This is a genomic window from Nocardia anaemiae NBRC 100462, assembly GCF_001612725.1.
In the GTDB taxonomy this organism is placed as follows: Bacteria; Actinomycetota; Actinomycetes; order Mycobacteriales; family Mycobacteriaceae; genus Nocardia; species Nocardia anaemiae.
In genome coordinates this window covers 303,795-324,205 of record NZ_BDAZ01000008.1, presented here as the reverse complement: position 1 = coordinate 324,205, position 20,411 = coordinate 303,795, and the positions used below count along the sequence as shown (strand labels likewise).

The window sequence follows — 20,411 nt, the reverse complement described above, 5'->3', positions numbered from 1 at the left end:
AGGAGCGGAGCCCGGCATGCGCAGACGACTACTCGTCGCGCTGACGGTATTCGCGGCGATCGCCGTCTTCGCTTTCGCGGTGCCGCTCTCGCTGACCTTCGCGACCAGCCGCACCCAGGAGTTCGTCGCCGCTCGGTCCGGCGATGCCGACCGGTTCGCCAGCCTCGCCGACGCCGCGGTGGCCGAGGGGGACAGCCGGGCGCTGGCCGACGAGGCGGGGCGCTACCACGATCTCTATGGCGAGAATGTGCTCGTGGTCGATGCGCGCGGCGCACGGACGGTGAATGCGGGCGTCGATGCGGCCGCCGCGCCCGTCGAGGCCGCCGTTGCCGCGGCTCGCCGCAATCAGCGGCCGCAGCCGGTCTATCGGCTCACCCCGTGGAGTGGGGCGACGGTGCTGATCGCCCGGCCGGTCGGTACGGGAGTGCAGGTCAACGGCGCGGTGGTGATCGAGGCATCCACCGCGCGCGCCCGGCGCGATATCGCTCGCGCGTGGGCGGTGATCGCGGTCGGAGCGGTGCTGGCAATGGTGGTGTTCACCATGTTGGCGCTGAGCCTGGCGCGCTGGGTGCTGCGCCCGCTGGCGGCGCTTTCGCAGGCGGTCGCCGAATTGACCGCGACACTGCCGAAGCCGCGCGCCGAGGCCGCCGCGCACGTCTCGATCGCCCGCCACCACGGTGGGCCGCCGGAGATGCGGGCGGTCGCGGAATCCTTCGATGCCATGGCTCTCGCGGTCGCCGATTCGGCCGATGCGCAACGTCAGCTGGTGGCGGATACCGCGCATGCCATGCGAAATCCACTCGCCGCCTTGACGATTCGTCTCGACTCGCTGGAAGCCGCCATTCCGGAGAGCGCGGCGGCCACCTTCCGCAGCGCGGGTGCGGAAGTCGAACGGCTGACCGCACTGCTCGATGGCCTGCTCAGTCTGGCGGTCGCCGAGACACCTGCCGCCTTCGAGGCCGCGCGTACTCCGTACGACATCGAAAACCATTGTGACGCAGTCCAAGTGGTAGCGGACCGGGTCGACGCCTGGTACTCCGCCTACGAGAATGCTGGGCAGGAATTGCGGGCGGAACCGCAGGTGGCCGAGGCCGATACCGCTGTGTCCGCCGATGTACTCGCCCAGATTCTCGATGTGCCACTGAGCAATTCGTGCAGTTATGCCGGGTCCGGCACGCAGACCGTCATCGTGGTCGATGTCGAGCCGGGCTGGGTGACGGTGACCGTGCGTGACAATGGTGTTGGCGTCGAACCCGCCGAACTCGACAAGCTGACCACCCGGTTCTTCCGCGGCTCGGGTGCGTCCTCCGGCGGCTCGGGCCTCGGCCTCCCGATCGCGGCGGCCTTGGCGCAAGCGCGCGGGGGGACCTTATCCGTGCTCCCCGTCGAGCCGCACGGTCTCGCGATCCAGATCCGGCTGCCGCAGGCGGTGCGGGCGTGATGCGGCGGCGGAAGTTCCTGTCGCTCACCGTCCTCGGTGTCGCGGCCGGTGTCGTCGGATGTGGTCGGGGCCCGGACCTGGTGCGGCTGGCCTCGGGGGAGATCGGTGGCTTCTATCACGCATTCGCGGAACTGCTCGCGGCGGTGGCCCAAGAGGCGGGCACGGTGCGGATCGAACCGGTGACTACCACCGGATCGCAGGAAAATCTGCGGATGTTGGCGAACGGGCAGGTGGATGCCGCACTGGCGCTTGCGGATTCGGTGCAGAGTGAACGGGCGCCGCTGGTGGCGCTCGGTCGGGTGTATGAGAACTATCTGCAGCTGGCCGTGCGGTCGGACGCGCCGATTCAACGGGTCACCGATTTGCGTGGGACCCGAGTCAACCTGGGGGCCGCGGGATCCGGTGCGGCGGTTACCGGGGAGCGGCTGCTATGGGCTGCGGGCGTGAATCCCGTTTCGGATGTGGATATTTCGCATCGACCGCTGCGAGATGCGGTGGCGGGAGTGGAATCCGGTGAGCTGGACGCGCTGCTATGGGCCGGTGGCGTGCCGACCGACGCACTCGATGTGCCGCAGCGGCTGCGATTGGTGGAACTCGGCGAGTTGGCCGCGCCGATGCGCGAACGCTTCGGACACCTCTACGATTTGGTCGAGATTCCCGCCGACGCCTATGACAGCGGTCGCTCGGTCCGCACGGTCGGCATCGCGAATCTGCTGCTCGCCGCCCCGACCATGTCCGATGCGGCGGCCGGGGCGATCGTCGAGCTGCTGGTTTCCCGCGCGGACCGGCTGGTACCCGCCGAGGCGGCCGGAACCCAATTCCTGGATACCCGCTCGCTCATCGGAACCGATTCCGTCCCTTTGCATCCGGGTGCGGCGGCGGTTTACCGGCGGCGACACGGATGAGGTTCAGGAGCGCACCAGGCGAGCGATGGCGTCGGTGGCCTCTTTGATCTTGGCGTCCGCCTCGGGACCACCGGCTACCGCCGCGTCCACCACGCAGTGGCTGATGTGGTCCTCGAGCAGCCCCATCGCAACGGCCTGCAGCGCCTTTGTCATCGCGGAGACCTGGGTGAGGATATCGATGCAGTACTTCTCTTCCTCGACCATGCGCTGGAGGCCGCGGGCCTGCCCCTCGATCCGGCGCAGGCGTTTGAGGTAGTCGTCCTTGGCGGTGATGTAGCCGTGGCCGTGTGCGGCGTGGTCGTGGGTGCCCGCCGAGTCACTGCCCGGCGTGGGCGCGGTGTCATTGTGCGACGGGGTGGATGTCACCGGCTGTCTCCTCGCTGCTCACCGGCTCGACCGGCCTATTAATACCCCCCTAGGGTACAGTGCTGCGCGGGTGTTGTCAGGTTACCGCGCTGCGCGCCGCGTCGGCCACCGGTGTGCGGGTCCGGTGTTCCGCGCCGCTGTGGGCCAGCCGACCACCAGCACGCCGCCGATCGCCTGCGTCAGCGTGACCGATTCGTCGAGCAGCAGCCACGGCAACACCACCTCGCTCAGCAGATTCAGCGACGTCAGCGTGGAGCCGATGCGTGCCGCGCCCGCCACGCAGATATATGCGACCACCGTGCTGGGGGTGACCCGCCGACGGTGCGCGGGTGGTGCAGGCTGCCGCGCAATCCGATCGGATCGCTGAATGCCGCGACCGTCAGCATGATCGCGGCGGCACCGCTCAGCCGGATCGCTAGCACCGCGCCCGGTGACCAACCGGCCGCCAGCGCCGATTTTGCCAGCGGACCCGAGCTGGCGAAGGCCAGTCCGCTGCCCATCGTCAACCGGCGCACCTTCATCGCCCGTCCAACTCGAGTCATGATCAACGACGGTCCAGTTGGCCAGATGTGGACCCGTCTGGTCGCGGATCGGGCGGGAGCGAGAGAATCGGTGCATGAGTTTGGATGTTCGGCCCGCGCTCGCCGTGATCGGCGGTAGTGGCTTCTACGATTTCTTCGATAACGAGGCGACCACCGTCGAGGTCGAGACACCATACGGCAAGCCGAGCGCGCCGATCGCGGTCGGTGAGGTGGAGGGTCGGCCGGTGGCCTTCCTGCCCCGGCACGGCAAACAGCACGAATTCGCGCCGCATACGCTGCCTTACCTGGCCAATATGTGGGCGCTGCGCTCGATCGGGGTGCGGCGGATCTTCGCGCCGTGCGCGGTCGGCAGCCTGCGCGCGGACTGGGGGCCGGGGACCGTTGCGGTGCCGGATCAGCTGGTCGACCGGACCTCCGGCCGCCCGCAGACCTACTTCGACGGCGGTGGCGTGCACGTCTCCTTCGCCGACCCGTACTGCGACGAACTGCGTTCCGCGGCAACGAAATCCGCCACGGATGCGCTGCCGATGAAGTCGTCGGGCACCATGGTCGTCGTGCAGGGCCCGCGCTTTTCCACCCGGGCCGAGAGCCGGTGGTTCGCGGCCCAGGGCTGGGAGCTGGTGAATATGACCGGTCATCCCGAGGCGGTGCTCGCACGTGAACTCGAAATGTGCTATGCCGCAGTGGCTTTGGTGACCGATCTGGATGCGGGTCTGGAGGAGGGCGATGGTGTGCACGCCGTCGACGTCTTCGCCGAGTTCAAGAAGAATCTGGCGCCGTTCAAGGAGCTGATCCGGCGCTCGGTTTCGGCGGTCACCGGAACCGATACCTGCGACCGTTGCCGTGTCCATGCGGGAGTGTCGCTGCCGTTCGAACTACCGTGATCAGATTGGTTCGGAGCCGAAACGCGGGGTGCGGATGCGATGAGAGTGCTGGTCACCGGGGCAGCCGGGTTCGTCGGGGCGCGGTTGCGGCGGGCGTTGGCCGCGGCCGGGCACGAGGTGGTGGGGGTCGATCTACTCGGGCCGGAAGTGGAAGTGCCGGAAGGTATTTCGCGCACGGACGTGCGCGATGCCGATGCGCTCGAGCCGCTGCTGCGCGGCATCGATACGGTTTGTCATCTCGCCGCCGTCACCTCCGGGCCCGAATCGGCGGTGTTCGCCGCGCACAATGATCTCGGGACGGCGGTGCTGCTCGATGTGATGGGGCGAGCGAAGGTGCGTCATCTGGTGCTCGCCTCATCCGTTGTGGTGTATGGCGAGGGGCGCTATCGCGGGATGAACAGCGGGCCGTTCTACCCCGGACTGCGGCGGCGGGCAGATCTGGATCGCGGCATGTTCGATCACTTGGCGCCGCGCACCGGGGAGCTGCTCACCTGGGAGCCGGTCACCGAGGACGCGCCGCTGCGTCCACGCGGCTTCTACGGTGCGAGCAAGCTGGCGCAGGAAAACTACGCGCTCGCTTGGGGTTTGGCCACGGGCGCGGCCGTCACGGCATTGCGCTACCACAACGGTTACGGCGCAGGCACGCGCTCCGGCTTCATCGGAAACTTCCTCATCGCCCTCGATCAAGGCCGTCCGCCGCTGGTAGGCGAGGACGGCGGGCAGGTCAGGGACATCGTGCACGTCGACGATATCGTGGCCGCCACCGTGGCCGCTGTCGACCGCCGCCCGCCCGGCTTCGTTCCCCTGAACATCGCCTCCGGCCACCCCATCACCATGTGGGAAGTCGCCTCGATCATGGCCAAAGCCCGCGGCGGCCCGGCCCCCGTAGTAACCGGCCGATACCACCTGGGCGATGCCCGCCACCTCGCCGCCGACCCCGAACGAGCCAGGCGCACCCTGGGTTTCACTGCCCGAATCACACCCGCCCAGGGCCTCGCCGAACTCGCCGCCCCCGCAGCCGAGCCCACCACACCCCAACGGGAGTCCGCTCCACTACACGTGCGCGGCGCCCCGAATCCTCCGACCACACACGAACCTCGGCCCGCCGCGCCGCTCGCACGATCCGAACCCCGCCCGGACCCTCCGGTGCCGAACGCATCCGCTCCCCAGCCGGAGCCAGTGATCGAGGGCGCCGGGCCGCATACTGCGCCCTACCCGGAGTTGACGAAACCGGAGGCCGGAGCGGGTTCGTCGATGTGAAGCCGATTGTTGCGCCCCGAGTCGCAGCCGATGCTGCCTCGGCTACCCGCGAAGGTGACGCATAAGCAGTGGGTAGCTCGCACAGGGTATTTGGTGTGCGAGGTAGTCAGTGCCTCTGCGAGGTTGGGCGCGGCGCTGTGTTGGCTGCGCTGCTTCTGGGCGGGTGAAGTGATGGGTCGCACCGTCGATTACGCCTTGGCGAAAGCGTCGGCGTGTGCGTGGGCCCACTGGGCGAAAGTGTGTGGTTCTCGGCCGGTCACCTCGTGCACGGTGGGGTAGACCTGGGATTCGTCGAGGGTGCCGTCGACGAAGAAGCTCCAGAATGCGTCGACGTAGTGCTGCGGCATGGAAGACTCGAGTTCGGCCCGCGTCTCCGCATTCGTCAAGCCCTGGCAGACCAGCGGCCGGTCGAGCACTTCGGCGAGCACCGCGACCTGATCGGCGGGCACGAGCGCTCGCGGACCGGTCAGCTCGAGGATCCGCCCGGCCAGTCCGCCGCCGGTCAGGGCGACCGCCGCGACGGCCGCGATATCGGCGGGATCAATTGCCGCGACCGGTACGTCGGGAAACTGAGCGCGAATCACATCGCCCTGTTCGAGTTGCGGCAACCAGCGCAGCGCATTCGACATGAACGAGCGCGGGCGCAGAAAGGTCCACGCCAGACCGGATTCGCGCACGTCCCGCTCGGCCTGCGTCATATACGCGGAGACCGCATTGTTCATATCCTCGAGCGCCGCCGAACCACCCGAAAGCAGGACGATGTGCTGGACGCCCGCCTTTTTCGCGCGGGCGAGCAGGTCGGGGGCGTCGGCGTAGCCTGGCAGCAGGAACATTCCGGTGACCCCGTCCAGGGCTTCGGTCAGGCTCTCCGGCCGGTTCAGATCGCCCGTCACCGCCTCGACTCCGGCGGGCAGCTGCGCCCGTGCCGGATCGCGGACCAGCGCGCGCACGGCAGCGCCGAAGTTGCTCAGTGCCACAACCAGTTCCGTGCCGATATTGCCGGTCGCACCGGTCACCAGGATCATGCCGTCTCCTTCAGAGTCGCACCGAATAGCCCGGTCCATCATGCGGGCTACCGAGCCGAGCGTCGACCGATCCCGCGAAAGAATCGAGATCGCCGCCCCGCCTCGACCGTACCGTCGGCACTCCGAGTTAGGCTCGCGCAGTGGATACTCCGCTACGGCTAGAGGTCATCGTGGCCAGCACGCGCCCGGAGCGATTCGCTCCGGTGGTCGCCGACTGGTTCCTGCGCACGGTACGGGAGACCCCCGAATTCGATACCGGCGTCATCGATCTGATCACCACCCCACTGCCAACGGATCTGACCTGCACCGCCGAAGTCGAGGCCTACCGCAAGCGCCTAGCCGCCGCCGACGCCTTCGTCGCCATCACCTCCGAGTACAACCACGGCTACCCGGCCTCACTGAAGACCGCCTTCGACAACGCGAAACACGAATGGCGCGCCAAACCCATCGGCTTCGTCTCCTACGGCGGCCTCTCCGGCGGCCTGCGCGCCGTCGAACAACTCCGCCAGGTAGTCGCCGAAATCCACATGGTCTCCATCCGCGAAACCGTCAGCTTCCACCAAGCCAAAAAGCAGTTCGACGAATCAGGCAACACCCGAGACGGCGCAGCCATCGACGCCGCCGCCCGCCTGATCCGCCAATTGGCCTGGTGGGCAAGAACTCTCCGCACCGCCCGCACCACGGACCCCTACCCAGGCTGACCCGCGCGGCCGCACACCTTCTAGCCCGCCCGCGCACACCAAGTACCGGACGTGCCCACGCTCCAACGACTCCCAGCCTCAGCCCGCCACCGTCCGGGCCGCCCGCGGCTCCGATCTCACGCATCGAACCCCAGCGCTATTGCGGACGCCAAGCGATCGCCCGCCACGCCTTTCGGACCGCCCGCGGCCCCGCTGGCTTCGAAGCCGAGCGCTACTCACTCCCAGTGATCGGCCGCCACCTTCCGCAGCCCCACCCGTGCGACGGAACCAAACGGCTACTGCGCACTCTCCGCCATAGCCCGCCGCCCTCGCGGATGTCCGATGTAGGTCGCCTCGCGCGGAATCGACACCAACGTCAGGTCGACTTGAGCGGTCCCGGTCCGCAGCACCACATGGTTCCCGATGGCTCCCGGCTGGTGGATCGACAGGTCCGGGCGAGTCGCGGGCCAGCCCATCGGATCTCCGGTCACATAGATAGTCGTGACACCGGCGTGTGGCGCGGGCGCCAGCACACCGTCGACCACGGTCGCGGTGAACCCTGCATCGGATTGATGCGTTTCCACCGCGATCTGCAGCCGCTCCGGATTCCCGATGGTCGTCACCAGGTGCTCCCAGGCGTGCGTCCGATCGGTGCGGATCAGGATGCGTTCGCCGACCGCCAACGCACGGAATACCAACTGCTGAGCCAGATACAGTTCACCGGCCACATACACCGTCGAAATACCGGTACCGACAATGCGGACCGCGACACCCTGCCCCTCGTCATCTGACCCGATCAGCTGACCACACCCCGACGACGGCAGATGCAGTGCACTCATCACATCGATCGGGTATTCGGTCACCGGCACCGCATCATCGAGATTCGGAATGGCCAGCGGCAGATGTGCGAGCAGACCATCGCGCTGCCGCCCGTTCATCGAGATCAGACCCTTGAGCTTCGTGCGCTCCGGCAGCTCCCGCGTGGTCAACCGCCAAGCCGCGCCAATGCTCACCGATTCGGCCGAACTGCCGGGACGCAGCCGCACCGCGACGGTCGTACCGCGCGACGGCGCAACCCACAACTGCGACAACAGATCCGAACCGAGCCGCTTCGGATCGACCGCGCTACCGATATTCACACTGTTGCCGATTTCGGCGTATCGCCAGCGATGAGTCAGTGTGCGCGGATCGAAGCCCTGTGTGACCTGCAGAACCGCCTTGCGGATCTCGGGTGCGGTGAGGATGCGTGCGCTGCAGTCGGCGTCCTCGAGCGTGCGCATAATGCGTTGGGTCGCAATGGTTACCGCCCGTGACGCACCCTCACTACCGCCACCGCGCCGGGCCGCGGCTTCCGGGCACGCGATGGCGTCGAAGCTGATGGCGAGCCACACATTCCGGTGCGCGGTCGCGGGCAGCGGCCCGAGCAGCGATTCGTAGATCTTGCCCGCGGGCGTACCCGATCGGCTGCGGTGGCCATGGCTGATGATATCGATACCGCTGAGCAGAATGTCGTGCTGGTTCAGGCATTTCGCCAATTCCGGCAGCGGCAGCAGATGTGAGGCGTGCACGGTGGTGCGGGCGATCCGGGTCAGTCCGCCCTTGGGGGCCAGCACCTCGACGACCGTGACGACCCGGGTGCCGTCCCAATACAGCCCCAGCGAGCGGCCGTCCGAGCCGCGGAAGTCGACGGTATCCCCGAGCTGGTAATCGCCGCGGGTGACATAGCGCCACCAGGTGGCGATCCAATCCAGGATGGTGCGCTTGGCGACCGGGATCAGTGGCAGCAGTCCGACGACCACGGCCACGCCCAACGCGGGCCAGGCGGCGAGTCCGACCGATAAGGCGAGCAGTCCGGCAACGAGCCCGATCACTTGCGCGATCAGCAGATTCGGCAGTGAGATGCGCCCGAGCAGCGGGCGTGGTCCCGCGCCGCCTTGTTCGGCCATCGTCGTCCCCCAAGTACCCGGTATCGGCCGTATCGCAGCGGCCGAGCTGAACAATAGTCCTCGGGAACTGTACTGTGTTCCGCGAACGCGAGCATTGTTCGGGGAGGGAAACATGCCTTCAAAACCCACTACACGCTGGCAGGTGAGCGGTTACCGCTTCCTGGTCCGGCGGATGGAACACGCGCTGGTGCGCCGGGACGTGCGCATGCTGCACGATCCGATGCGTTCCCAGTCCCGTGCCTACGCGGCCGGATTGATCATGGCGATCGTGGTGCTGGCCGGTTGTGGCGTGCTCGCACTGCTGCGTCCGCAGGACAAGGTGGGCAGTAACAAGATCCTGATCGGCAAGGAATCCGGCGCCGTCTACGTGATGATCAACGATGTCGCGCATCCGACGCTGAACCTCGCCTCGGCCCGGTTGGCCGCGGGATCGCCGGAAAAGGCAGTCATCGTCAAGGAATCCGAGATCGGCAAGAAAACCCGCGGCCAGCTGATCGGCATTCCGGGCGCACCGTCTTCGCTGCATTTCGACAAGGACGGCAAGGGCCGGATCTGGACCGTCTGTGACCAGCTGAAGGTGGACGGCAGCAAAGACCTCACCACCTCGGTGCTCGCCGGAAGTCTCTCACTCGGCGAGAAGGCCTCGGTGATGGGTAAGGACCGGGCACTGCTGGTCCAGGGCAAGGATTCGGCGTATCTGGTCTACGAGGGCAAGCGCGCCCGCGTGAACCTCAAGGATCGGGCCGTCACCGACGCACTGAAGATCACCGGCGCTACCGCCCGGCCGATCGGCGAAGGCCTGCTCAATACGATTCCCGAAGTGCTGCCGATCATTCCGCCCCACATCGATAACCCGGGCGGCTCGGTGACCTACTCGGTCAGCGGCCACCGAATCGGCGACGTGGTACAGGTGCCCAACGAGCCCGACCTGAATTATGTGGTGCTGCAAGACGGTCTACAGCCGGTCTCTCGCGTGACCGCCGAAATCATCCGCAATAGCAATCCGACCAGTGCCGGCAACAGTTGGATCGAACAGATCGAGCGCACCCGCGCGGACGTCTCGCGGGCGCTGCCGGTGGGGGACTATCCGCAGTCCGCTCCATCGCTTATCCAGGCCAAGGATGATCCCGTCAGCTGTCTGTCGTGGAAACCGCTGCCTGCGGCAGCCGAGAACAAGGACGGCGGCAATCGCGCCGAACTGACGGTGCTCACCGGTGTGGCCCTGCCGATTCCGGATAACGCCAAACTCGTACCGCTGGCCCAGGCCGACGGTTCCGGCGCCAACGCCGATTCGGTCTACATCGCGCCGGGCACCGGAGCCTTCGTCCAGACCACCGGCATCGAGCCGGACAGCCGCCGCAAGGACAGCAAGTTCTACATCGCCGACACTGGTGTCCGCTACGGCATCAAGGACTCCGACGCCGAAAAGGCGCTCGGCATGGATTCGGATTCGGGCACCAAGGCCGAACCCGCACCGTGGCCGATCGTCGGCCTGCTCGCGGCCGGTCCGAGCCTGGCCCGCGCGGATGCCATGGTCGCCCACGACGGCGTCGCCGCGGATCCGTCACCCTCGAAATCTCCTGTCGCCTCGGCGAATTGAGTCAGTCCTCGGAGACCGAAGCGCGCAACTCGGCGACTTCGCTTCGTAGCGAGCGGATTTCGTCGATCAGCACCGTGATCTCTCCTTCGGTGCGATCGGCGGTCACCTCGACGGCCTTCAGTTGCTCCATCACCCAGCTGGTCGTGGTGCCGATGGCGAAGCTGATCAGGCCGATGCCGAGCGTCATCAGGATCAGTGCGATCAGGCGGCCGTGCACGGTCACCGGATAAACATCGCCGTAGCCGACCGTGGTCACCGACACCATGGACCACCACAGGGCGTCGCCGAAGTTGTGGATCTTGCTGTCGGGTGCGCCGTATTCGGCATCGAAGAACGCCAGACTGCACAGCACCAGCGTGAGTGCCGAACTGGTGCCGACGAATATCGCGAGCCGGGCGCGCGTCACCCGATTGCGGTTGAGCTGGTCGAGCACCAACAGCGCCGCCCGCAGCAGCCGCACCGGACGAAACGGCGGCAACAGCACGATCAACAGCTCCAGCGGATGTGTGCGCACGAACCGCCAGCGATCCGACGACAGCCAGGTTCGGATGCCGAAGTCCGCGGCGAATGCCGCCCAGATCATGATGTCGACCCGTTCGAGCCAGGCATCGAGCCGCGGTGACGCTCCGGTATCCAGCACATGCCAGGCGTAGACGCCGATGAAGAGCACGGCGAGTACCAGCATCGGGATTCCGGTCGCACGTTCCCACGCTTGTCTACGAGTCGGATGGCTGTGTGCTGCGTGCATGGGAACTACCTGTATCGATCGGGTGCGACACCCTATGTACCGCCGTTTGCCACGACGACGCTACATATCGTCGGAGTTCACCCCGAATCGGCGGCGGATCGGGAACGAGGCGAGGTAGCCGAGCACCAGGGCGGTCCCGATGATCCCGGTGCCGATCAGCGCCACATTGCGAGCCCGATTGTCCGGCGGCGGAGCCGGTTTCGGCACCGCGAGCTGGGAGCTCTTGGCCGGGCTCGGCCGTTTGGGCGGCAGCGGCGCGCTGCTCACCTCATCGGTCAGCGCCGCGACCGGATCGATCGCGCCGTAGCCGATATAGGGACTCCAGCCCTCGGCGGGCGCATGCGCGGTGGCCTGCATCCGCTTGACCACATCCAACGCACTCAGCTCCGGAAAACGCGCACGGACCAGCGCGACCACCCCGGAAACCAGCGGCGTCGCGAAGCTCGTGCCGCTCATCGCCTGTTGCTGCCCTTGCTGATTCACGGTGCCGGTGGCGGTCCCGGTGCCGCGCGGGTCGAGCGAAACCATATTCTCGCCCGGCGCGGCCACACTCACCCACGGGCCGGGCACCGTGAACTTCGACGGTGCTCCGTTGGAATCGATCGAGCCGACCGAGAGCACATAGTCGTCCCAGCGCGCCGGGCTCACATTGACCTTGACGTTGCTCCACGGATCCGCGGACGGATCGAGCGGATCGATGATCTGCTGTTCGGTCTTGCAGGAGCCGTCTTGGTTTCCGGCGGCAACGACCACGACCACGTCCTTCTCCAGCGTCGCGTATCGCACTGCCGCGCCGATGGATCCGTCCACGTCATTGGACGAGCCGCACCACACCTCGGAGATATTGATGACGCTCACATTCGCATCCGCCGCCCGCCGGATCGCCGAGGCCATGGTGGCCAGATTGCCGTAGCCCTCGGGCAGATCGTCCGGATTTCGCTCCCTGGCCCGGCCTTCCTTCTGATACATCTTGCTGGTCTGGCGGATGGTCATGATGCGCGCTTCCGGTGCGACACCGGAGAATCCCTGACCGTCGATCTTCGACGCGGCGATCAGACCCGCGACGAAGGTGCCGTGCCCGTCGCAGTCCTCGGTGCCGTCGCCCGAGTTCGCCACGAAGTCGCCACCGGCGATCAGTCCCGGCAACCGGGGATGCCGCGCGACACCGGTATCGATGACCGCGACGGTCTGGCCCTGCCCCTTGGAGAACCGCCACGCGCTGTCCAGATCGAGGGAGCGTTGCGCGGTGGGAATCGTCGCGCCCTCACCGCCGGATACCGTATTCGAGCAATCGGAATTCGCGGGCCGCTCGGTCTTTTCGGGCGGCGCGGCCGGGTCACCCGCGGGCAGCAGACCCGGATTCACCGCGGGCGGATGATCCGCGGATGCGGCACCGGCCCCGAGACCCAACGACGCGCTCAGGCCCAACGCCACGGCCGCCGCCGCGACGCGCAGATGCCGGTTCACAGCCCGCGAACGAGCGAGTAGAGCGAGGCCACCCAGAACACCAGCGGGAGCACGGCGGCCACAAACCCGTACTCGAGCAATTCGACGCCGCGACGCATCGGCGGCGTGGCGGACTGGTTCGGAATGATGATGCCGAGAATCAGCGCGGCGACCAGCACCACCATCGCCGCCCCGAAGACGGCCAGCGGCTGCTCCATGCCGATGGCGACGCCGACCATCATGATCAGCACGATGGCCGCGCCGCCCGCGATCAGCACCACGGCTTGTTCCGCACCCGCGTAGGTTCGGCTGCGGAACATCAGCACCACGGCGGTGACCAGTGCCAGTGCGATACCCGGCCAGTACGGATCATCGGCCCCGGGATCGGTGGATGCCAACGCACCCGCCGCCGAGATCAGCGTGGTCGCCGAGACGAGTCCGGCCAGATACATGCGGGCCCGCTCGGACTTGACCCGCAGCACTTCCATGGTCGGCAGCGCGCGGTGATCGTCCGGATCGTCCTCGGTCGGATCGATCGGAGTGCCGGGGGAGGGGACCGGCGGCAGCGGCAATTTGGCCAACAGCATCGAAACCCGTGGTGAGAGTGAAAGACCCGCGAGTCCGAGCGCTGCGGCGACGGCGCCGATGGCCTTCTCCGGCTGGTCGGTCAGTACGCCGACCAGCGACGCCGGTACCGCGTACACCGCGAGCGTGGCCGCGCCGATGAACAGCGCGAGTCCGACGCCGGTGACGCGCCACGCGAGAACCGCCGTCGCGCCGAAAAGTACCGAACCGAGCAGTAGATGCGCCCAGCCGTAATCGTCTGGCACATAAAGCATTCCGGCGGTGAACGCGGCGGGCAGCGCACAGCCACCCAGCACCAGCGCGGTCGAGGTGTCGCCGTACATCCGGCTGAGCACCATGCCCGCGATCACGAGCAGAATCGCCACGGTCAATGCGAGCGAACCGCTGACCCAGCCCGGCAGCGCGTCTTTGGACAGCAGCAGACCGAGGCAGCCGACGATCATGGTGAGCGCGGCGAGTACCGAACCGGTGATCCGCGCGACCTTCGGTGTCCAGCTGCGGTAGTGGTCGGCGTCGGCGATCGCGACGTTGTACATGATGTCGTCGAACAGCGGCGTCGGCGCGGTATGCGAGGCGCTCTCCAACATGAGCAGCTCACCGTCGCGCACACCGTGTTCACCGAGGCTCAGCGAATTGGAGAAGGGCGGATGGCCGATTCGGGCCAGCACCCATTCGGCGGGCTCGAAGCGCTCGCCCTCGTTGTCGAAATCGTTGGTGCGGCTGTGTTGAGCGACCATATCGACGACACTCGGAATCACCAGCGCGACCGGCACATCGACCGGAATCGCCATATCCACCTGGGTGTGCTTCGCGAGAATCGTGACCCGGGCAAGGTCGGGCGCACGGACGATGCCGCGCGAGGATTCTTCGTCGATGTGGTCAAGTCGCGCGTGCGTCAAGCTTCCCCCAACTCGGTCTCTACCTCGTATTTCCGCGTCCCGTGCGCGAGGGGCCGAGCTTGCGAACCCACCGTTCGGGCAGCAGAATGCTGGTCGAACTGTACGACATGTCAGCTGTGCCCTCTACACTGAGGCCGAAAAAGCGCAGCTTGCGAAGAGGGGGATCTCGTCCGATGAGTACCGTCCGGTTCCAGCGGCGTGCGCGTCGCGAGATGCCGCGCACGCCGGGTGGCGAGGTCACGCTGCAGCCGCCGCCCGAAATCCCAAGGGTGACACCGGGCAGCCTGGTATCGAAGCTGATGCCGGTCGTGATGGTCGTCGGCATGGTCGGCATGATGGCGCTGCTGTTCACTCAGGGTGGCAGCATCGCGTCGAACCCGATGAGCATGATGTTCCCGATGATGATGGTCGTCTCCATGGTCGGCATGTTCGCCGGTCAGGGCGGCGGCAAGGGACAGAAGGCGGCCGAGGCGAACGAGGACCGCAAGGACTATCTGCGCTACCTCGACCAGGTCCGCAAGGATGTCGACCAGACCGCGGCCCAGCAGCGCGCTTCGGTCGAATGGAGTCACCCTGAGCCGGGCCTGATCTGGATGTTGGCGGGCACCAGCCGCATGTGGGAACGCCGCGCCGGGGACAAGGACTTCTGCCACGCCCGCATCGGCATCGGCGGACAACGTCTGGCCACCCGCCTGGTCGCGCCGGAGACCGGCCCGGTCGAGGAATTGGAGCCGATCGCGGCGGTCTCGCTGCGCCGCTTCGTGCGTGCGCACTCCACGGTTCCGGATCTGCCGACGGCGATCGCGGTCAAGGGCTTCGCGACCATCGCACTCGACGGCGACCGCGCCGAGGCCCGGGATATGACCCGCGCAATGCTGTTGCAGCTGTGCATGTTCCAGGCGCCGGACCAGGTGCTCATCGCCGTCGTCTGCGGCCCGGACACCGCCCGCGAATGGGAGTGGACCAAGTGGCTGCCGCACACCCAGCACCCGGACGCGCAGGACGGCATCGGCACCCAGCGCATGTTCTACGGCTCGATCCGGGAGGCCACCGCGGGCCTGCATCCATTGCTGGCCAACCGGGTTCGCTACTCCCGCAACCAGCCCGCCAACGCCAACCTGGTGCATATCGTCATCGTCGTCGACGGCGGCCTGCTCGAGGCCGAAGAAGACCAACTTCGCGAATCCGGCTACGAGGGCGTGACCATCATCGACTTGTGCGGCTACGCACCGCGTTTGGCGGTTTCGCGCGGCATCAAGATGGTTGTCGAGAACGGTGAATGCGTCGGTCGCGGCGCCACCGGCAACCAGGAGCGTTTCGCGCTCATCGACCGGATCAGTCCGCAGCAGGCCCAGCAGGTCGCACGCCGACTCGCACCGTATCGCGCCGCGACCCAGCGCAGCAGCGATGTGGAAAACGATGACGCCGAAGTGATCTCGACCTGGACCCAGCTGATGAAGCTCGGCGATATCGGTACGTTCAACCCCGAACATGCCTGGCGTCCCCGTTACGGCCGCGAGCGGCTGCGCGTGCCCTTCGGCGTCGGCGCCGACGGCGCACCCATCGAACTCGACATCAAGGAAGCCGCCGAGGGCGGTATGGGCCCGCACGGATTGTGCATCGGCGCAACCGGTTCCGGTAAATCGGAATTCCTGCGCACCCTGGTGCTCAGCCTGTTGGCCACGCATTCGCCGGACCAGCTGAACCTGGTGCTCGTCGACTTCAAGGGTGGTGCGACCTTCCTCGGCTTGGACGGTGTCCCGCACGTCGCGGCCGTCATCACCAACCTCGAAGAGGAAGCCGACCTGGTCGACCGTATGCGCGACGCCCTGGCCGGTGAAATGAACCGCCGCCAGGAAGTGCTGCGCCAGGCGGGCAACTTCGCCAACGTCTCCGAATACGAAAAGGCGCGCGCGGCGGGCGCCGACCTCGACCCGCTGCCCGCACTGTTCGTCGTGCTCGACGAGTTCTCCGAATTGCTCACCCAGCACCCGGATTTCGCCGAACTGTTCGTGATGATCGGCCGCCTCGGCCGCTCACTGCACGTACACCTGCTGCTGGCCTCGCAGCGCCTCGAAGAGGGCAAGCTGAAGGGTCTGGAGAGCCACCTCTCCTACCGCATCGGTCTGAAGACCTTCTCCGCCAACGAATCCCGCCAGGTCCTCGGCGTACCGGACGCTTACAATCTGCCCGGCATCCCCGGCGGTGGTTACCTCAAGTCCGATTCCGGCGAGATCCAGCGCTTCCAGGCCGCCTACGTCTCCGGTCCCTACGTCGGTGGCGGTTCGCAGCGCGAGGTCACCCAGGCCGGTGTCGCGGGCGGCGAAATCGACGTCAAGGCAAGGCCGTTCACCGCCACCCACGTCGACTTCCGCGCCATCGACCGGGTCCCGCTGCCATCGGAGGCGTCGCACGATCCGGAGCCGCAGTCCGAGGACGGCGAACAGATCTCCAATCTGAACATGCTGGCCTCCCGCATCCAAGGCCACGGCCGCCCGGCCCACGAGATCTGGCTGCCGCCGCTGGACGAGCCCCCCACCCTCGACCAACTCATCCCGCGCAGCGTGCTCACCGGCGAATACTCCGCCGTCGCCACCCTGCGCGCCCCCATGGGCATCGTGGACCGCCCCTACGACCAGCGCCGCGACCCGTTCGTCGTGGACCTGTCGGGTTCCCGAGGAAATGTCGCCGTCGTCGGCGGCCCCCAGTCGGGTAAGTCGACGGCGCTGCGCACGATGATCATGGCCCTGTCTCTCACCCACACCGCCGAACAGGTGCAGTTCTACTGCCTCGACTTCGGTGGTGGCACCCTGGCCAGCCTCGAAGGCCTGCCGCATGTGGGTTCGGTGGCGAGCCGTCTCGATGAGGACAAGGTCCGTCGCACCATCGCCGAAATGACGACCATTGTCCGCCAGCGCGAGGCGCGGTTCCGCCAGTTGGGCATCGAGTCGATGACCGAATTCCGCCGTCTGCGCGCCATGGATCCGGCGAGCAGTCCGGCCGCGGCAGGCGCCCATGAGGACGCCTTCGGCGATGTCTTCCTGGTCATCGATGGCTTCGGCTCGATCCGCCAGGACTTCGATGCACTCGAGCAGACCATCATGAACCTTGGTGTGCAGGGACTTTCCTATGGCGTGCACGTCGTTATCGCCCTCAATCGCTGGGCGGAGGCTCGACCTGCGCTCAAAGACCAGATCGGCACCCGTATCGAGCTCAGGCTCGGTGACCCGATGGATTCGGATCTGGGTCGCAAGTTCGCTCAGCTGGTTCCGCAGGGGCGGCCGGGACGCGGTATGACACCCGAATGCCTGCATATGCTGACCGGCCTGCCACGGATCGATGGAAGTGCCGATCAGGCCACCCTGGGCCAGTCCGTCTCCGAAGCGGTTGCGACGATCGCCCGCTTGACACCGGGACGGCCTGCGCCAGCGGCCCGCATGCTTCCGGAGATGCTGCCGCGCGAGCAGTTGCTGCAGTCTGCCGGTAATTGGCCAGCGCAGCTTCCGCGGGGCGTCAAGAACATGCGAATCCCGATTGGTATCAACGAATCCGAGCTGGCACCGGTCTATCTCGACTTCGTCGAGAGCCCGCACTTCATCATCATCGGTGATACCGAGACCGGTAAGACAACCTTGCTGCGATCGATCATCGAGGGGATCGCCGCGTCCAATACTCCGAACGAGGCTCGCTTCATTCTGGGCGACTACCGGCGAACGATGCTCGGCCTGGTGCCAGACGGCTACCTTGCCGGATATGGTTCCACCGCACCGCAATTCACTCAGAACATGGCGGATCTCGCCGCTTACGTCGCCCAGCGGACGCCGGGGCCTGACGTGACGCCGCAGCAACTGCGAGATCGCTCGTGGTGGAGCGGCCCGGAGCTCTATGTCATCGTCGACGACTATGACCTGGTCGCCTCCTCGTCAGGCAATCCGGTGTCCGCCCTTCTGGATCACCTGCCCCACGCCAGGGATCTCGGTTTCCATGTGATCATCGCGCGGCGATCGGGCGGCGCGAGTCGCGCGATGTACGAGGCAACGGTCGCGCGAATGAAGGACCTCGGATCCGCTGGTTTGATCATGAGTTGTAGTAGGGACGAAGGCGTGCTGATGGGCACCACTCGTCCAGGCCCGAAGCCGCCCGGGCGTGGCACCTATGTCACACGGAACCACGAAGGTCTGATCCAGCTCGCGTGGATGCCTCTGGCCGAGTGATGCCGGCAGTCGATTTGGTGGTTACGGACACCCGCATCTGGGCGTGTGGCCCCACTACACATTGGGATGCGCCACCGTCGGTGGTCTTGGGTAGCAACGGGGATCTGGCTGTCGGAGAACCGCTTACGCCACCGACGCAAGTCAGCTCTGCAGTGCAGTACGTCGATGCGGACCGAATCGCGCTGCTGCCCCGCGTGCCGAGCGTCGCCGAGGCAATGACCGCAGTGGTCGGCACAGCGATGCAGAACCTAGGCGTCCAGGTTCCGTGTGACGAGGTAACCGTCGTACTCCCAACCGAATGGGGTGGTCGGCGTCGGGCGGTTGTCGACAATGCGGTGCGTGGCTTTGCGTCCAATGTCGTGTTCGAGGATATGGCGGTACGCGCGGTAGCCGTCGACGCTGGGGCCGGTCGCAGCAGGCGCGTGGTCGTGCTGGAGTTCGGTTCGCTCTCGACTACTGCGACCTCCGTGATCCGGGGGCATCAGGGTATCCAGATCGAGTGCTGCGCACATGAACCGAATCTCGCGGTGGCCTCGCTCGAACCGGATTCGGCCGCCTTCGCCGAACTATCGGCGCTCATCGGCGACCTGCTTGCTGGGCAGCCCGCGGATGTCGTTCAGGCAGTGGGTATTTCCGATCCGACGAAACTGGAACTGATTCGTTCAGTCGTGCTGCAGGTCTGTGGGCCCGACACCGAACTGCGTCCGATCGCCGGGATGGACCTGGTCCGCAGAACGCGGCAAGAACCCGCGTACCAGCCCGGGGCCGCCCCGTTGCCGACCATGGAATGGATGCAACCGCTGCGTCAGCGTGCCGCGGCAATACACCCTCCTAAGCGAAATGCCAAGGTGTACGCCGTCGGTGGCGTCGTGGCTATTGCGGTTGTCGCTGCCGCCGTCGCCGGTTCAGTTGCTGCGCTTGGTGGTTCGGATGGCAGTCACACGCCGTCATCCGCCGGCACATCTGTGGTCGCGAGCACCGCCGCGCCGATCAGTGCACAGCCATCTAGGACGACAGCACCCGATGCGCACTTCGAAGCCGTGGGGCGTCTGCGTTTTCAGGTACCCATCGGATGGCGTTTCACGCAAACACCTGATCCGAGCAAGCCGCGGATCGACCTTGTCCCGTCGGACGGAACTCGTAAGCGCATCACTGTTATTCAGACCTCGGTCGCCCCGGGCGCTGGATATGAGCAGGTTGCGCAGAATCTCGAAGCGCAGATGAAGCAGCGGCCGAGCGGCGCCGTCAGTGAACTGAAGCGTGACGTTGTGTTCGGAGGCAAATCCGGCCTGTCCTACACCGAGCAACCCGGCGACGGCTCGACCGTTCGATGGCAGGTGTTGGTGGAGCACGGGCTTCAGGTCAGCATTGGGTGTCAGTACCTCGATGGGTTCGAGTCGATTGCGCCGACCTGCGAGCAGTTTGCGGCATCCGTGCAGGTGACGTCATAGATAAGGCGGCTCGGCGCGTCCGCAACGGATGATTCCGATAGCGTCCCATACGCCGCAGAACGATTCGTGCCCCCGGCGGGACCGCCGGGGGCACGAATCGTTCTAACGAATCTCAGAAGAGGCCTGCGAGCGCCGTATCCGTGCCCTGCAGTTCCGCATTGCCGGTGCTGACCAGTTGGGCCGCGCCATTGAGAGTGTCGTTCAGCTGTGCCGCATGCTGGTTCCACATCTTCTGCAGTTCCTGGAAGGCTTCGGAAGCAGCACCTTCTTCCCAGTTGTCCTGCACGAACTTCAAGACATCGCTCTTGAAGTCATCGAGCATGGTCATGATGCTCTGGGCCTGGTTCTTGATATCCATGGCGCCGGCTTCCACGGCATGGAAGTCGGCGGAGATCTTGTTTACGGCGTTTGCTACCATT

16 protein-coding genes and 1 pseudogene are annotated in these 20,411 nt (G+C 66.5%); 8 read left to right on the top strand and 9 right to left on the bottom strand.

From position 1 onward, the window contains the following. The first annotated feature begins 16 nt into the window (after positions 1 to 16). The gene (locus NA5_RS07060) at positions 17 to 1,441 is read left to right on the top strand and encodes a sensor histidine kinase (RefSeq protein WP_062983092.1); all 1,425 of its coding nucleotides are present in this window, start codon (positions 17 to 19) and stop codon (positions 1,439 to 1,441) included. Then, on the top strand, positions 1,438 to 2,346 hold the full coding sequence (locus tag NA5_RS07055) for a TAXI family TRAP transporter solute-binding subunit (RefSeq protein WP_062983090.1): 909 nt from the start codon (positions 1,438 to 1,440) through the stop codon (positions 2,344 to 2,346). The genes NA5_RS07060 and NA5_RS07055 overlap by 4 nt, the downstream gene beginning before the upstream one ends. Positions 2,347 to 2,349: 3 nt before the next feature. On the opposite strand, the gene NA5_RS07050 is transcribed toward NA5_RS07055, so the two are convergent. From NA5_RS07050 to NA5_RS07040, 3 genes are all read right to left on the bottom strand, one after another. Further along, positions 2,350 to 2,619 carry a metal-sensitive transcriptional regulator gene (locus tag NA5_RS07050; protein WP_062983353.1) on the bottom strand — a complete coding sequence of 90 codons (270 nt, stop codon included), beginning with the start codon at positions 2,617 to 2,619 and terminating at the stop codon, positions 2,350 to 2,352. A 174-nt stretch (positions 2,620 to 2,793) separates the two neighbouring features. Then, positions 2,794 to 2,991, bottom strand: coding sequence for a hypothetical protein (locus NA5_RS07045; protein WP_062983088.1), 198 nt, complete (start codon positions 2,989 to 2,991; stop codon positions 2,794 to 2,796). Then, the gene (locus NA5_RS07040) at positions 2,958 to 3,254 is read right to left on the bottom strand and encodes a hypothetical protein (protein WP_157110270.1); all 297 of its coding nucleotides are present in this window, start codon (positions 3,252 to 3,254) and stop codon (positions 2,958 to 2,960) included. Before NA5_RS07040 ends, NA5_RS07045 begins: the two co-directional genes overlap by 34 nt. A 74-nt stretch (positions 3,255 to 3,328) precedes the next feature. Here NA5_RS07040 and NA5_RS07035 point away from each other — a divergent pair, with 74 nt between their 5' ends. After that, positions 3,329 to 4,138, top strand: coding sequence for an S-methyl-5'-thioadenosine phosphorylase (locus NA5_RS07035; RefSeq protein ID WP_062983084.1), 810 nt, complete (start codon positions 3,329 to 3,331; stop codon positions 4,136 to 4,138). Positions 4,139 to 4,177: 39 nt separating this feature from the next. Further along, a pseudogene (locus NA5_RS07030) lies at positions 4,178 to 5,146 on the top strand (NAD-dependent epimerase/dehydratase family protein); the annotation flags it as partial. 440 nt (positions 5,147 to 5,586) lie between these two features. Here NA5_RS07030 and NA5_RS07025 read toward each other — a convergent pair. Further along, the gene (locus tag NA5_RS07025; RefSeq protein WP_062983082.1) at positions 5,587 to 6,423 is read right to left on the bottom strand and encodes an NAD(P)H-binding protein; all 837 of its coding nucleotides are present in this window, start codon (positions 6,421 to 6,423) and stop codon (positions 5,587 to 5,589) included. A 140-nt stretch (positions 6,424 to 6,563) separates the two neighbouring features. Between NA5_RS07025 and NA5_RS07020 the strand changes: the two genes are divergently transcribed. Beyond that, positions 6,564 to 7,124 (top strand): NADPH-dependent FMN reductase, encoded by a 561-nt coding sequence (locus NA5_RS07020; protein ID WP_062983080.1) that lies wholly within the window; start codon positions 6,564 to 6,566, stop codon positions 7,122 to 7,124. Between the two features lie 275 nt (positions 7,125 to 7,399). On the opposite strand, the gene eccE is transcribed toward NA5_RS07020, so the two are convergent. Beyond that, positions 7,400 to 9,049: a type VII secretion protein EccE gene (gene eccE, locus NA5_RS07015; RefSeq protein WP_062983079.1), complete on the bottom strand. Its 1,650-nt coding sequence runs from the start codon at positions 9,047 to 9,049 to the stop codon at positions 7,400 to 7,402. A gap of 112 nt (positions 9,050 to 9,161) precedes the next feature. On the opposite strand from eccE, the gene eccB reads away from it, so the two are divergent. After that, positions 9,162 to 10,649: a type VII secretion protein EccB gene (gene eccB / locus NA5_RS07010; RefSeq protein WP_062983077.1), complete on the top strand. Its 1,488-nt coding sequence runs from the start codon at positions 9,162 to 9,164 to the stop codon at positions 10,647 to 10,649. A gap of 1 nt (position 10,650) precedes the next feature. Here the strand turns inward: eccB and NA5_RS07005 are convergent, their stop codons facing one another. From NA5_RS07005 to eccD, 3 genes are read right to left on the bottom strand one after another with little or no spacing between them, the layout of a single operon-like run. Beyond that, positions 10,651 to 11,397, bottom strand: a complete 747-nt coding sequence (locus NA5_RS07005; RefSeq protein ID WP_062983075.1) for a potassium channel family protein — start codon at positions 11,395 to 11,397, stop codon at positions 10,651 to 10,653. Positions 11,398 to 11,457: 60 nt separating this feature from the next. Next, positions 11,458 to 12,864, bottom strand: a complete 1,407-nt coding sequence (gene mycP / locus NA5_RS07000; RefSeq protein WP_245672126.1) for a type VII secretion-associated serine protease mycosin — start codon at positions 12,862 to 12,864, stop codon at positions 11,458 to 11,460. After that, positions 12,861 to 14,327, bottom strand: a complete 1,467-nt coding sequence (gene eccD / locus NA5_RS06995; protein WP_062983073.1) for a type VII secretion integral membrane protein EccD — start codon at positions 14,325 to 14,327, stop codon at positions 12,861 to 12,863. Before eccD ends, mycP begins: the two co-directional genes overlap by 4 nt. Before the next feature lie 173 nt (positions 14,328 to 14,500). Here eccD and eccCa point away from each other — a divergent pair, with 173 nt between their 5' ends. Together eccCa and NA5_RS06985 are read left to right on the top strand one after the other, a co-directional pair. Further along, positions 14,501 to 18,541 carry a type VII secretion protein EccCa gene (gene eccCa / locus NA5_RS06990; RefSeq protein WP_062983071.1) on the top strand — a complete coding sequence of 1,347 codons (4,041 nt, stop codon included), beginning with the start codon at positions 14,501 to 14,503 and terminating at the stop codon, positions 18,539 to 18,541. A 422-nt stretch (positions 18,542 to 18,963) separates the two neighbouring features. Next, positions 18,964 to 19,992, top strand: a complete 1,029-nt coding sequence (locus tag NA5_RS06985; protein WP_169811270.1) for a type VII secretion-associated protein — start codon at positions 18,964 to 18,966, stop codon at positions 19,990 to 19,992. A gap of 112 nt (positions 19,993 to 20,104) precedes the next feature. Here NA5_RS06985 and NA5_RS06980 read toward each other — a convergent pair whose 3' ends face one another. Next, positions 20,105 to 20,410: a WXG100 family type VII secretion target gene (locus tag NA5_RS06980; RefSeq protein WP_062983067.1), complete on the bottom strand. Its 306-nt coding sequence runs from the start codon at positions 20,408 to 20,410 to the stop codon at positions 20,105 to 20,107. Position 20,411: the final 1 nt, after the last annotated feature.